The sequence below is a fragment of the Paenibacillus sp. MDV22-iso6 genome, from assembly GCF_058408365.1.
On record NZ_JBZVDZ010000001.1, the window covers coordinates 830,729 to 845,362 of the forward strand.

At 46.6% G+C, this 14,634-nt stretch carries 12 protein-coding genes; 11 read left to right on the top strand and 1 reads right to left on the bottom strand.

Going from position 1 to position 14,634, the window contains the following annotated elements; all coding sequences use genetic code 11:
• Window positions 1-121: 121 nt before the first annotated feature.
• The 9 genes from AC4PM4_RS03530 to AC4PM4_RS03570 all read left to right on the top strand — a co-directional run bounded on the left by AC4PM4_RS03530 (window position 122) and on the right by AC4PM4_RS03570 (window position 9,560).
• A complete protein-coding gene (locus AC4PM4_RS03530; RefSeq protein ID WP_063564962.1) occupies window positions 122-1,399 on the top strand; it encodes a VPS10 domain-containing protein in 1,278 nt (425 codons plus the stop codon).
• 135 nt (window positions 1,400-1,534) lie between these two features.
• Window positions 1,535-1,744, top strand: coding sequence for a hypothetical protein (locus AC4PM4_RS03535; protein WP_063564961.1), 210 nt, complete (start codon window positions 1,535-1,537; stop codon window positions 1,742-1,744).
• Between the two features lie 447 nt (window positions 1,745-2,191).
• The gene (locus AC4PM4_RS03540) at window positions 2,192-3,250 is read left to right on the top strand and encodes a collagen-like protein (protein ID WP_491612767.1); all 1,059 of its coding nucleotides are present in this window, start codon (window positions 2,192-2,194) and stop codon (window positions 3,248-3,250) included.
• A gap of 214 nt (window positions 3,251-3,464) precedes the next feature.
• Window positions 3,465-3,857, top strand: a complete 393-nt coding sequence (locus tag AC4PM4_RS03545) for a DUF2500 domain-containing protein (RefSeq protein ID WP_062319566.1) — start codon at window positions 3,465-3,467, stop codon at window positions 3,855-3,857.
• Window positions 3,858-4,040: 183 nt separating this feature from the next.
• Window positions 4,041-4,790, top strand: a complete 750-nt coding sequence (locus AC4PM4_RS03550; protein WP_090806376.1) for an SDR family NAD(P)-dependent oxidoreductase — start codon at window positions 4,041-4,043, stop codon at window positions 4,788-4,790.
• A gap of 168 nt (window positions 4,791-4,958) precedes the next feature.
• Entirely contained in the window at window positions 4,959-6,680 is a 1,722-nt protein-coding gene (locus AC4PM4_RS03555) for a hypothetical protein (protein ID WP_491612768.1), read from the top strand.
• 160 nt (window positions 6,681-6,840) lie between these two features.
• Window positions 6,841-7,263 carry a cell wall hydrolase gene (locus AC4PM4_RS03560; RefSeq protein WP_063563952.1) on the top strand — a complete coding sequence of 141 codons (423 nt, stop codon included), beginning with the start codon at window positions 6,841-6,843 and terminating at the stop codon, window positions 7,261-7,263.
• A gap of 18 nt (window positions 7,264-7,281) precedes the next feature.
• Window positions 7,282-7,773: a spore coat protein GerQ gene (gene gerQ, locus AC4PM4_RS03565; RefSeq protein WP_063563951.1), complete on the top strand. Its 492-nt coding sequence runs from the start codon at window positions 7,282-7,284 to the stop codon at window positions 7,771-7,773.
• 215 nt (window positions 7,774-7,988) lie between these two features.
• On the top strand, window positions 7,989-9,560 hold the full coding sequence (locus AC4PM4_RS03570) for a sigma-70 family RNA polymerase sigma factor (protein ID WP_491612769.1): 1,572 nt from the start codon (window positions 7,989-7,991) through the stop codon (window positions 9,558-9,560).
• Window positions 9,561-9,724: 164 nt separating this feature from the next.
• Here AC4PM4_RS03570 and AC4PM4_RS03575 read toward each other — a convergent pair whose 3' ends face one another.
• Window positions 9,725-11,581 (bottom strand): alkaline phosphatase, encoded by a 1,857-nt coding sequence (locus AC4PM4_RS03575; RefSeq protein ID WP_491612770.1) that lies wholly within the window; start codon window positions 11,579-11,581, stop codon window positions 9,725-9,727.
• A gap of 381 nt (window positions 11,582-11,962) precedes the next feature.
• Here AC4PM4_RS03575 and AC4PM4_RS03580 point away from each other — a divergent pair, with 381 nt between their 5' ends.
• Entirely contained in the window at window positions 11,963-13,279 is a 1,317-nt protein-coding gene (locus AC4PM4_RS03580) for a hemolysin family protein (RefSeq protein WP_063563949.1), read from the top strand.
• Window positions 13,280-13,437: 158 nt separating this feature from the next.
• On the top strand, window positions 13,438-14,346 hold the full coding sequence (locus AC4PM4_RS03585) for an ArsR/SmtB family transcription factor (RefSeq protein WP_244552079.1): 909 nt from the start codon (window positions 13,438-13,440) through the stop codon (window positions 14,344-14,346).
• Window positions 14,347-14,634: the final 288 nt, after the last annotated feature.

Sequence of the window (14,634 nt, forward strand, 5' to 3'; positions counted from 1 at the left end):
GATGAACCTTTTCGACATCGTTTGTGGTAGAATAGGAGCAGTGGATTCAGATGAATCGTAAAAACAACATGAATGGACAGGCATGCGCGCCTGCTTATTGGATGAGAGAGGTGGAAACCACTTGCGTTCGCAATGGATCAAAATCGCGCAGACAGCATTGCTGTCTATCGGTATAGCTGCTCTGCTGGCGGCTTGCACCGATTCGGGAGAGACCCCGGTGGCAGAGCCGCCGCAGGAGCAAGAAGATAACGGGAATATGGGCCAGACCTTAACTGTTGTTCCCCCCGCAAACAGTACACAAGCTTCGGATACAGCCAAATATCAAATTCAGACCCGTTTAACCGATTTCCAGTTGCTTAATGGTAACGGTGGATTAGCGTGGGGAGTGACGCGGAACGCCTTGCGTCTGTATTATACTCAGGATCAGGGAAGTACCTGGACCAACATCTCACCTTCGGAAAATGTTCAGTTTCCGGCTAATCCGCAATATGGACAAAGCATTTATTTTGTAGATAGTACACATGGATGGATTGTTCGTGAAGGAATGGGTGGAACAGATACGATGGTGCTGCGCACGAATAATGGTGGAGCGAGTTGGAGTCTGTCCTCCTTATCGAAGACGGATAAAGTGACGGCCATTACATTTGTTTCTCCTGAGAAAGGCTGGATACTGACAACAGTGGATACTTCCATTGGCAAGCAAGACAAGAAATTGTATCTTACCGAAGATGGCGGTATTACCTGGAATCAGATGACTTCGAGTGACGAAGATGGTAAACCAGCATCTGCAGAGATCCCTACACGGGGTTATTCAACTGGGATGACGTTCTCGGACTCGGATCACGGGTTCTTGACCGCTCTAGAGTTCGGTACGCCGAAATTGTACGTTACAGCGGACGGTGGCCAACATTGGAAGTCGGGCCCGTCATTCTTTGACCGAAACAAATTTAACGGATGTGGTAATTTTAACATCAGCTCGCCACAGTTTTTTGGACGGGAAGCTCAAACTGCCTGGATGTCAATATCCTGTTCTCAAGGGGAAAGCACCAAATTCAACGGGTTTTTCACAACAAATGGCGGAGAGAGCTGGCAGTTATCAACGTTCAGTCTGAATAAACAAACCGGAATCAATCGCGGTCTGACTCCTACATTTCTAAATCCCTTGGAAGGCTGGGTCATGCAGAAAGGCAAGACTTATTACACGAAAGATGCCGGCAAGACTTGGAAAGCACTTCCTACAAGTGAAGTACTAGAAAACATTCTTAAAGAGTACCCTGAGATCGTCAAGCTCCAAATGGTTTCTTCGAAACTAGGCTGGATTTTGGTCGAAAATACAGATGCCAAAAGATCACTGTTGCTGCAAACCATAGACGGCGGTGTGCGTTGGAAAGTACTATAATTGCGTTCGAATAAAACGTCTTAAGAAAAGGAACCTACGGGTTTCTTTTCATTTTAATTACTTTGTGAAATAAATCACAATAAATCCCTTCAAATGATGTTATATTGAATTCAAGAAGAGATGGGAGTGATGAACATGAGAACGAATGAACAAGCTCAATTCACGCAGGCGGACGAGTTAACCAGATACATGCTCCAATTATGCTACACATGTGATGATGCCAACCGTTGTACCACCGAGGAAGAAGTCAAAGCCTGCATGGCGAAGCACGCACAGGCAGATGAACCGGAGCAAGCGGATGGTGAAGAAGTCACTCGCGGATTCATGGATCTGATGTACGCGTAGACTCATAGGAAGAATATTAAGTGTTCTGAATATAACAGTCAGATTGTTAGGAAACATCTCCAAGCGGGGATGTTTCCTTTTTGTGCGGATTGACTCTTGCTTATGGAATCAAATCACAAAAGAAATTTATAAGAGAAAGATACATAATTGGTTAAAACATAATAAATCAAAACTATATACTATCACGATCAGAGCCTTTTTTTTGCTTTACTCCTCTTAAAAAGGGCCAATCTACCACGTTAATAGCCTTTTTTTCCTAAATATAGGTTGTAGTTTAGTTGAATATGGTTTTTCGTCCATACACCAAACTAACCACATACGTACGTTAAACTATGTCTATAGGGAGGTGTCCACACGATGAGCAGTTCAGAAGATAAGAAGCGATCTAAGAGAAAAAAGGTAACGGCATATCCTTGCAAATCTAAAAGAAAAGATTGCAAAGTGAAGGTGGCTAAAAAAATAGTTCAGGTAAAATGTCCGCCACCTAAAGTGAAAATTATTACGCCTACGGTCACTGGTCCAACAGGACCACAAGGTACTCAGGGCGCACAGGGAATTCAAGGACAGCAAGGGGTGCAAGGACCACCTGGAGCTCAGGGTCCGGCCGGAGGCCCTCCAGGTCCACAAGGACCTCAAGGTCAACCTGGACCAGCGGGAGCCATGGGTCCACAGGGGCTGGCTGGTCCAGCCGGACCGATGGGCGTGCAGGGTATTCCTGGGGAACAAGGACTTGTGGGTCCACAAGGACCTCAGGGTGTGCCGGGCCCAGCTGGCGCTATTGGACCGCAAGGCTTTCCCGGTGCGACTGGGGCCACGGGCGCAGCTGGTGTTGCAGGTCCAGCAGGTGCCACGGGTGCCACGGGTGCCACGGGTGTTACAGGAGTGGCGGGTCCAGCGGGGCCTACCGGAGTGACAGGCGCAGCTGGAGTGGCAGGTGCCACGGGTGCTGCAGGATTGGCAGGTCCAGCGGGGCCTACCGGAGCGACAGGCGCAGCTGGTGTAGCAGGTCCAACGGGCGTCACCGGAACCACGGGAGTAGCTGGACCAACGGGTGTTACTGGCGCTACAGGAGTAGCCGGAGGGGTTCTTGGATTTGCCGATTTTTTTGCGCTGATGCCTCCAGACAATGCAGCAACGGTTGCTCCGGGCGCGGATGTAAGTTTTCCGCAAGATGGACCTACAAGTGGGACTACAATTACTCGTACAGGACCGAGTACATTTAATTTGGCTGCGATCGGTACGTATCTGGTTTTGTTTCAGGGGAGTATGAATGAAGCTGGGCAACTTATGTTAACACTTAATGGCGCTGACCTCTCCAATTCAGTTGTGGGGCGGGCAACAGGTACAAGTCAGATGCCAGGAATGGCTATCGTGCAAACAACAGTAATTAATACAATACTCACTGTACGCAATCCAGCTGGAGAATCAACGGCATTAACCATGACTCCGCTCGCAGGAGGAACAAGGCCAGTTTCGGCACATCTGGTTATTACTCAATTAGCATAGAGAGGGGGTAGGGTACCTCAACTGGGATAACGTTCATTCATCAAGGCGCTATCCCAGTTGGTGCCAAGGATTTGATTAGGACGAGGCGCATTGATATGTTAATACATATTGGATTTGAATACGAATAACAAGTTCCCTGTTAACGTGCATATATATTACAGAAGACGGGTCAAGACTCCGGCTGTCCTAGGTTTGATGAACGGAGGGGAGAGACATGGGCATTGAATCATCCTGGATGTTTGATTTTTTTGGAACCGTCTTTCCGGTAGTATTTGTCCTGATTATAGGTATCGTTCTTCTGTCGGTAGGGAAAGAAGTATGGAGATGGGGTCGTAATAACTCAGAGCCTCTGCTTACCGTACCTTCACGGATTACCAGCAGGAGAATGCAGATGAGTCAGTCGCACTCCGAACCAGGAAGTACAGCCCGTACGCTTTATTACATCACATTTGAAGTGGAGAGCGGGGATCGTCTCGAATTCAAGGTGAATGGTGATGAGTACGGCTTGTGCGCCGAGGGAGATGAAGGTCGACTCTCTTTCAAGGGAACGCGTTATGTAGGCTTTGAACGCTACAATCGTTTGTATTCAGAGCGTGTACGCGGATAAACCGGCTGGCTTGCGCCATAGTGGCGTAAGCTTTTTTTAATTTCTTTTATGGACAAGCGTTTCTTAATGGGGCTAACGTGTTTTTATATAAGAAGAGACTTTATTCAATTTATGGTCCATATTCGGTGAGTTGATGTAGGCTTATGTAATGAATGGACCATCCCAATAGAGGAGGAAATGATGATGTCATTTACAGATCAAGTCGTGGTTGTAACGGGAGCAGCCCAAGGAATCGGACGAAGTGTAGCTGAGGCCTATGCGGTTGCAGGGGCTAAAGTCGTACTTGCCGACTATCAGGAAGCCGAAGGGGCTGCTGCGGCAGCTTCGATTCGCAATGAAGGCGGAGAAGCCATCTTTGTCCAGTGTGATGTACGTCAAGAGAAGGATATAACAAACCTCATTCAAACGACAATGGATGAATTCAAACAGATTGATGTGCTTATAAACAATGCGGGTGTCTCCAGATGGAAGTCTCCCTATGAGCTAACGCTGGAAGAGTGGGACGATATACTCAATACCAATGTGCGAAGTTGCTTTCTCGCAAGCCGGGAAGCGGCCAAACATATGAAGCACAACGAAAATGGTGGAGCAATTGTGAACATGGCCTCAACACGTGCGTTGATGTCAGAGCCGGAAACAGAGGCCTATGCTGCGTCCAAGGGAGCTATCGTGGCGTTGACACATGCGATGGCCGTATCCTTGGGTAAAGACAAAATTCGGGTCAATTGTATCAGTCCGGGATGGATTGAGACAGGAAATGTGGAGAAATTGAAGCCAGAGGACCATGAACAGCACCCGGCAGGACGTGTAGGTGTTCCTTCGGATATCTCCCGCGCTTGTTTATATTTGTCCGATCCGAGCAATACCTTTGTCACAGGGACCAACCTGATTATTGACGGGGGCATGACCCGAAAAATGATATATGAGGACTAGTACCGGGATTTCTCCGGTCAATTGTAAACTTTTGAAAACATAGCAGAAATAAGCCCAAGTTAAGCACTTGGGCTTATTTGTTTTTGGTAACTCGGTTGCTATAATAAATGTGATTTTACCACAGTACAGGAATGGAGGGAGAATATGTTCGGGACCTCATCCCGGAAAGTGTTTTGGCTATTACTGCTGATTGGAGGGATTATAATGACAGGCTTTGAATCTACTGCTGAGGCTGACGCAGACATAAGAGCAGCCTGGGTATGGCAGGCCAAATCTGTCAGTGATGGAGGAAACGAGCTGCTGGACAATGCAGCTAAACATAAGATTAACAGACTGTATGTGAATGTGGATATGAATCTGTCAGAGGATGTCTATCATACGTTTATATCCAAAGCCAGCAAGGCTGGAATTGCGGTTGAAGCTCTGGGTGGAGATCCGTCATGGGCAGTGAGTGGTCGTGAAGGTCCAATGCTCAAACTGGCGTCCTGGGTAAGTAATTATAACCTCGCTGCAAAGCCGGAAGAGCGATTTGACGCCCTTCACCTGGATATCAAACCTTATGTACTGCCACAGTGGAAAGAAGATGCTAAGCCGCTGGTCCAATCCTGGGTTGTCAATATGAAGCTCTTGCTGGAACAGGTGAAGCAGGCTGGGGCGGTTGAAGTGAATGTCGACTTGCCTTTTTGGCTCGATTCTTATACTGTAACGGGCAGCAGAACTACTGACGATGCGGATAACGAGTCGTTGTCACACTGGTTTATCGGACAATTTGATCATATTACGCTGCTCGCTTACCGTGACAGCGCGCAAGGAAACAATGGAATTATACGTTTGGTAGAACAGGAAATGATGTGGGCGGACGCCAGAAATGGTTCTATTACCGTTGGGGTAAATACCAAGCCTATGCCTGGGGAAGAGTTCACGACGTTTGCCGGAAAAGGCGCTGCGCAATTGGAGAGTGTCATAAAGGAAGTGGCGTCTGCATTCACAGATCATGCTTCCTACGCAGGATCAGCTGTGCATGACATCGTGTACTGGGGGCAGCTGGAGCCAGAGGAAGTACCATTACCGGAGAATCCATCCAATCAACCGGAAATCCGGGGAACCTATATCTGGCAGGCTTCTCAAGTTACGAATGACGGTGGAGATCACATTCTGGAGTTCGCCAAAGAACAAAACATCAATTGGTTATACGTCCGGCTTGATTTGGATCAACCGTACTCCAGTTATCGCAGTTTTGTGAAACGCGCACAGGCTCAAGGTATTGAGGTTCATGCCATGGGCGGCCATCCAATCTGGGGTAAAAAGGAAAATCGGCCACGGATACAGCGCTTGATCGATTATGTGAAAAATTATAACGCCGAATCTGAACCGGATGAACGTTTTAAGGGAATCCATCTCGATATTGAACCATACACCTTACCTGAATGGGAAAATGATCGGGATACGCTGCTGACCGAATGGGCTGCCAATATTGCTTATTTCCATGAAGAGACGAAAAAGGACAGCGATCTCGAAACGAGTGCCGATCTGGCCGTTTGGCTAGATACGTTCCCGTTACCAGGAAGAGACATGTCTGTCAGTGAATACATGATCACAACGCTGGATCACATATCTCTGATGGCATTCCGTAACATCGCTGAAGGCTCCAATGGAATTGCCGACGTCGTCAGTCAGGAAATGAAAATTGCGGATCGTTTGGGTAAACCACTGTTGATCTCGGTGGAGATGAAAGAGAATTTTGAAGGTAGACATATTTCATTTTATGATAAGGGAGCAGCGGAAATGGAACGCCAGCTGGCACTGCTTCCCGATCTGTTAAGCGAGTATAAAGCCTACAAAGGCAATATCGTACATGCTTACGATTACTGGATTCAAGCCAAGCCCTGAGTAGGCAGGTTATATAGGAAATGTTATGTCTCGGGACTTCACATAGGGTGAGGTTCCGGGCTTTTTTTTATGAGAAAAAGATAAAATCGTGTCACCGAATGGGCATCTGCACAATACGATATACGGTGATGAAGAGGTTCAACAAGGGAGGAAACAGGATATGGCTGTTATTAAAGCCAACTCGGAAGACGTCAAGCTGCTCGCTAGACTGATGAGAGCGGAGGCTGAAGGTGACGGCGAACAAGGCATGCTGCTTGTAGGCAATGTGGGTGTAAACCGGGTGCTCGGCGATTGCTTGGATTTCGGTGATATTAGGGACATTAATCGAATGGTGTTTCAGAACCCGGGTGGCTTCGAATCTACGCAAAAAGGATATTTCTACCAACGGGCAAGACAATCGGAAATACGCTTGGCACAGCGTGTCATTAATGGTGAACGCTTCTGGCCAGCCAGCAACTCCCTGTGGTTTTTCCGTCCGGTGGGAGAATGTCCGCCAACGTGGTATGACCAGCAAAATACAGGCCGCTTCAAGGCGCATTGTTTCTTCAGTCCGACAGGCGAAGACTGTCCAACCGTATATTAAATTTTGGGAGGAATCATTATGATTAACCAGCCTTATCAACCAACACAGGTTATGGGCCAACAGGCCAATTCGCAAGTTCAAGGAACATCATATAAAATCGGTAACGGTATGCCGATGATGTCCCCAACACCAGGCATGGTTTCACCTAGCTCCACAGGCGTACCACCGCTTGTATCAAGCGGTGCTCCAATGACACCTACGGGTGGAGTTGTAACCACAACTGCGCCACAGTTTGAACAATCCTACATCGAAAATATTTTACGGCTTAACCTGGGTAAATGTGGAACATTCTACATGACATACGAAGGTAACAAAGAGTGGAATGCCCGCATTTTCCAAGGCATTCTGGAAGCCGCTGGTCGTGACCATATCATCATCAGTGACCCGAACAGCGGAAAACGGATCATGCTTCTGATGGTCAATTTCGACTACGCTACATTCGATGAGCCGTTGTTGTATCAATATCCAGGTGTGATCGGAAACTATCCGCAACAACCGAGCAGACGTTAATCTGTAGGAAAAAAAGAACATAATATAATACGGCCATACAGAGGCTGTCTCGATTGCGGATGTTATTCCGCAAACGGGGCAGCTTTTCCTATATGATGATAAAGAGCATAATCAAATAGAAAATTAAACATAAGCAGAAGTAACCTTTTTCTCAAATCAGGGCACTTAAAGATAAATACATCAAGCAGCAAGCGCACAGGAAGGAGCGAAACATATTGAAGATATGGATCGATGGAGCAATCAAGGGCGAAGCCGAGGCATATGAACAGCTGGTGACGCAATTTCGGGGGATGGCACTGGCTGTCGCCTATCAAAAATTAGGGGATACGTTCCTGGCCGAAGATGTAGTACAAGAGGCATTCACGGAGGCCTTTGCGAATTTGTCCAAACTGGACAACCCTGATGCTTTTCCCGGGTGGTTCAAAGTCATCGTGGAGAGACAGTGTTACCGTCTAATGAGGCGTAAGCAGCATGGCACCGTCCCGGTCCTGGAGATTCAGGATGTAATTCAAGAAGAGGATCAGACTCATAACCCTGAAGAACAGGCTTTGAAAGGAGAGGTGCATCGTATCCTGCGAGATTCGATTTCCATTTTGCCAACTTCCATGCAGCTTGCTGTTGAACTGTTTTATTTTCAGGGCTACTCGCTCAAGGAAATGTCGGAATTCCTCGGGGTTAATGTTCCGGCTCTAAAGAAACGGTTGTATGATGCCAGATCCAGGCTCAGACGTTCATTGCCTGTGGCGGATGTGATTTCAGTATTTAGTGATCTATACGAAGGAGGAAAAGGGATGCTTCACATTATGAATGGTGACCATGCGGCAGATCGATTAAGACAAAGCGGGATTCAAGGTGAAATTCTGGTCTGGCGAGAGCTCTATACATTTGGACCGATAACAAGAAATATGAGGAATGAGAAAGATCGAAGTGGACGTGCACAATATTTGCAGCAGCACTTGGGTATCCCACAGACTGAATATTTGAAAATTAAGGAACTTGAGCAGACGCTTAAGTCATTCCATCAGCACGAAGAGATCGTCCTGTGGTTTGAGTATGACCTCTATGATCAGGCGATGTTATCGTATTTGCTGCACTATTTCAAGGAACAGGACCTGAAAAATACAAAGCTGAATCTGTTATGCATCGATGCCTATCCAGATATTGAACATTTTCGGGGACTTGGGCAACTTACACCCTCACAGATCGGACGTTTATCAGGTACCTGGCATGTGATGGGGGCAGAGGAAATCAAGGCTGGCAGCGATTTTTGGGGTGCGTATGCATCCTCTGACATTCAGTATCACAAGGACTACTTGCTGAAAAATACATCGGTGCTCCCTTTTGCACATGCTGCATTCAAGGCCCACCTGTCCCGTCTGCCTTCTGTATCGAACGGACTGGGCATAATTGAGCAATCCACACTGGAGGCCGTAAGAGAGGGCGTGGATAGCCCTTATCCATTATTCAAGCATGTTGGAGATCAACTGCATATCTTGGGAATGGGTGATCTGGAGTACTGGGCTCATCTGAAGAGAATGACGGAGCAACCTCATGCTTTACTTCAATTAAGCGGTGTACAAGCTTTTCCTAACTTCCAGCAGCATCATGATGAATTCCGTCACGGTGTCTTGTCTTTGACCAAACTCGGTATTCAGGTGCTGAATGGAGAAGCAGATTGGGCACTATTAAGACATGATACATCTTGGATTGGCGGTCTTCAGATCGGCAAAGGGGAAGACACGCCGTGGCGCTGGGACACCGTTAATGGGAACGTAGTGATCCTATAGAGAATGAGTTGGCATCAGAAAGAGAATAAATCAGTAGAAGCAGTAGAGCAAAGCGTTAAGTAAACGTGCTAGCTAATCCTCATTATCCATAAAATCATGAAAAAAGAGTATCCCGCCATGCCTGAGCATGAGCTAGGATACTCTTTTGTTAGTTCACCGTTGTGCTACTTGGACGCATCCAACTTCAATGCAGTTACCATCTTACGGAACACATCCGTATTATCGAGATAGCCGGAGAACAGACGGGACCCTGGTCCCGAGGCATTGATTGGCACATCGTCGAATGTGTGGACTTCCTGGCCTTCATCATGAGGCAAGTTACCCGTGTAGTGAACACCGTCCGGATCTTTGTCCGGGTTAGCGATATACCATGTTTTGTCTTTGACGTTAGGGTCCTGAATGGTAGGGCTGATTGGTACCGGATTAGCAAGATAGTCCTCGTTGTTATCCGGCATATTGCCCCAGCCGACAGCAATCTTCCACTCGGAATCCGGATTATCCGGGAAGCCATCTCCGTTTGCATCCACATACGTCGGGAACTTGGAATCAGCATATGTGCCGATCAATTCACGGAGTTCGTCGCCCGATTTACCTTTGGCGGATTCCGTGTTATACGTTCCGTTGAGGGTAAGGGAATGACCATGGTCGGATGTGACGATAACGAGCGTATCCGGGTGTTTCTTCGCATATTCCTTAACCCGACCAACCGTTTGATCGAATTCAATTGCATCCCATACGGAACGTTCAAAATCCATCGTGTGAGCCTGTTTATCAATTGATGCACCTTCGACCATCAGGAAAAATCCGTTCTTGTTCTGTTCCAGCACCTGAAGGGCTGTGTCGGTCATTTCCATCAACGTTGGCTGATCGGTATCCTTGCCCACAATTTCTGCATTGTTAGGTTGAGTATACTCCCGGTCATAATATACGTTCATGTTGCCTTTGCGGAATAATCCAAGCAATGATTTGGTAGAGGCAGACTTGTCCAGATTCGTTGCATCTGTAACATAGGTATATCCTTCTTTTTTGAACTCCTCCACAATATTGCGTCCATCTTTGCGTTTTCCGCCGTCAGCTGCTGGAAGGAACCACTCCAGTCCACCGCCCAGAATTACATCCGGTCGATTGGCTTCATTCAGATACATGCCGGCGATCGCTTCTTGCTCTCCGCGCTTACGTGTATGTACAGCCATCGCAGCAGGTGTCGCATCTGTCACATCCGCAGTCGTTACAAGGCCGGTAGCCATGCCACGTGTCCGTTTCACCAGCTCAACGATGTTTTCCACCTTCGGATCGTCAAAAGGGTCTGGTGTATTGTCTGGGTAGACACCCTCGGCATTTACAGCTGTTTTGTGACCGGTTGCATAAGCGGAAGCACTATTGGCGGAATCGGTGACGATGGAATCCATGCCAGACGTGGTGACCATGCCCATGGCATCCATTTGTTCCATCTCCAGCCAACCCTTGAATTTGCCTTCGTTAATACCCTTGGATACAACACGTGCGGCGGTACGAATATTGGCACTCATGCCATCGCCGATCATCAGAACGACATTTTTGGCTTGCTCACCGTTTGTCAATGTGGCTGTGTCTTTGGAAGGATCGAACACTTGGTATACGACCCGTGAATATGTACGCTTGCCTGTAGCAGTCGTTTCGGCGGTTACCACGATGGAATCGCTCTCTTTGAAGGCAACATCCCGTATGGTGTATTCTGTACTCAGGTCGGTGCTGGTTGTCCATGTTCCGGACTTGCCGAAGTATTTGTCCGGTGACAAACCATTAACCTGGATTTTAATGTCTTTCGAATTCAGCTTGGCACCGTTCAGCTCAACCCGGAAATCCAGCTTTTGGCCTGCGAGAATCTGAGCACGGTCGATAGGTAAAATGGTAAATGCGGCCGGGGCCGTCTGTAGCTGGGCAGATACGGGTTCAGCATGGACCTGCCAGGGCACTGCTGTGATCGCAACAGCCGCGCTGAGTAGTAGAGCATTCCATTTCATAGCATGATGGCTTTTCAATGTACATACCTCCGGAATCAAAAATTGTTGTTCTATTTGGAAGTATATCGCTGAATGATTAACTGAGCGTAAGAGAAAAGTTAAACCGTACGCAAGAAGATGCATATATTTGTTAGTAAAACGTAAAAAAAACTGCGCATTCGGTACATTTGTTAACGAAATAGCCTGTATGCATCATTTCGTTGTCATAGGACACGGATTGACTGTGTAGTGTAGAATTATATAATAAAAGAAGCATATCCTTGTTAATCGACAGAAGAAGGTGGAGGTGAACGCATTGGGAAGTTGAAACTGCATATGAGCGGCAGAATGGCAAATATCCTACATTTTCGAAGGAGGTGGACCTATTTGCCGAAGAATGACGGCGAATAGGATGATAATTTGAGTGACCCCTTACCGAGTATATTAAATTTATTTTTAATTGCTTTGCTTGTATTGATGAATGGTTTCTTTGTCTCGGCAGAATTCGCGATGGTCAAAGTTCGTGGTAGCCGGATTGAAGCTTTGGTGGAAACAGGTAATAAAAATGCGATTTATGCTTCCAATATTGTACGCAACATGGATGCTTATCTATCCGCGTGTCAATTGGGCATAACGCTTGCTTCACTTGGACTCGGTTGGCTGGGAGAGCCAGCGATTGCTCACCTGTTAGAGCCCATGTTTACTGCATTTGGAATGGGTCCGGTATACGTACACGGTATTTCCATTGCGATTGCTTTTGTTATTATTACGATTTTGCATATTGTACTCGGGGAACTTGCTCCCAAGACGATGGCCATCCGCAAATCAGAGACGATCACGTTATGGTCTGCGGCGTTGCTTACGTTCTTTTACAAATTAATGTATCCCTTTATATGGGCATTGAATGGTATGGCGAACAGCCTGCTGAGAGTGTTTCGCATGGCACCGGCCTCGGAGCATGACTCAGCGCATAGTGAAGATGAAATACGCATTCTGATGAAAGAAAGCAATAAGAGCGGTTTAATTGACAATACTGAATTGGCACTTGTTGATAATATATTTGATTTTACGGCAACAACCGCCCGTGAAATTATGATTCCGCGGACGGAAATGATCTGCCTGAATGCCAATCAGTCCATGCTGGAAAATCTGGAAATTGCCAGTGAAAGCATGCGTACCCGTTATCCGGTTTATAACGGTGACAAAGACCATATTATCGGTTTTATTCACATTAAAGACCTGATGCGATCTCAGCTTACAGATACCATCTCGGTGATTCGGCCGATTCTCGCAGTACCCGATTCCACTCCCATCAGTGACCTGCTCAAGCGGATGCAACGTAGCAAGACACAGATTGCCATCCTGATTGATGAGTACGGAGGAACCTCCGGCCTTGTAACGCTTGAAGACATCATGGAAGAGATTGTGGGCGAGATTCAGGACGAATTTGACCAAGAGCGTCCATCAATTGAGAAAGTGGATGAGATGGAATATTCCATTGACGGCCTCATGCTGATTGAAGAGGTTAGTGAACGCTTTGGGCTGGATATGGACCGGGCGGATTATGATACGATTGGCGGCTGGTTATACTCCAGAGTAGAGGCCATCCCACCAGAAGTGGGGCAATCGGTAGAGTATGGTGGATATGTCTTTGTTATTCAAGAGACCGAACATAAGCGGATTTCACGTGTGAATGTGATTAAGCTGGAACTGATGGTTGAAGGCGAAGGAGCCTGATTCAAGGTATTATTTTTGGAGACAGGAGATCCGGTCTATTGAGAAGCCGTACGGTGGAATATTTCACTGTGCGGCTTTTTGTTTACCCTATAATCGTAGCATGCACGGCTGCAAACAGGGTATAATGGAACGACTTTGCAAGATAGGAGAGGTTGAGATTGAGCTATCGCATTGAGGTTGGATTTACGTCTGTATTTGAATTCATGGCTAGTTTGCATACATATATTTGCCGAAAATCGCATAAAAAGATTGATTTATCCATAGCCTGGGCGCTAGAAACAGAAGGACAGCTAACTCCTGAGCTTGCTGCTGTCTTGCAAAATATGAACGTGGATGATGATTGGAAATGGATGTATCTGCTTGTCTGTTTGCAAGTGGAAGCCGAGGAGCCGGAGGATTTTATTGAATGGTTCAGCCAACGAACAGTGCTTGAACTCCATGACATTTTTAGTCGGTACAGCTTCCCGTATACAGATGATATCGCTGCTTTCCAGACTAAGATGACCTATGTCTTAACCGGGTGGAATGAGCAATATTTTCGCTTGCTTGATCCCGTAATCTTACAACATCTGCGCCAGGAGGTTCTGAACCGCAAGGAACAGTTAAGTCAATCTCCCCAGGAAAAAGTACTCGACGATGCGACCAACGGTTTGATGTTCCGGGACATAAAGGGGCTGGAGAGACTGCTGCTTGTACCACAATTTCATTTTCAGCCGCTAAATGTCATCCTGCATTTTGGGGATACTCTGCTGTGCCATTATTCCTCCAGATTGTATATGGGAGACCATGAGTATATTCCGACCCATCATTTGCGTGTGATTCGCAGCTTGGGAGAGAAGAACCGACTGAAAATCATGCGTTTTCTGCATCAGGGACCGCGTTCGTTCATAGAAATTGTTCGTCACTTGAAGCTCTCCAAAGGAATTACTCATGACCATCTTTCCAAGCTTCGTGGAGCAGGGTTGGTCTATGCTCATTTTGAAGGAGAGAGCCTGGTTGAGTATTCACTTCGTCTTCATGCACTGGAGCAAATTTTACCGAATGTGATGAATTATTTGGAACAATAACGTTTATCAAAATGTGGTTTTTAGAAAAAAAGTATTCCTCTGATACAGCCGTATGTTTGTTGTGGCCGAACTGAAATTTATTCAGGAAATCCGCGCAAAACATACGGCTATTTTATCGCTTTAAAGTGGATATTAATGGGTTTAATATAAATATTTTTTTGTGGTTCTCTATTTACAGAACCGAATGCGGTTCTTATAATAGGGCTTATCGAACTTATACCTTACTAATTTCATAGGAATTATATATATTCTGGATTATTTCGGGAATTAGGAACGGCTGAGCGAGAA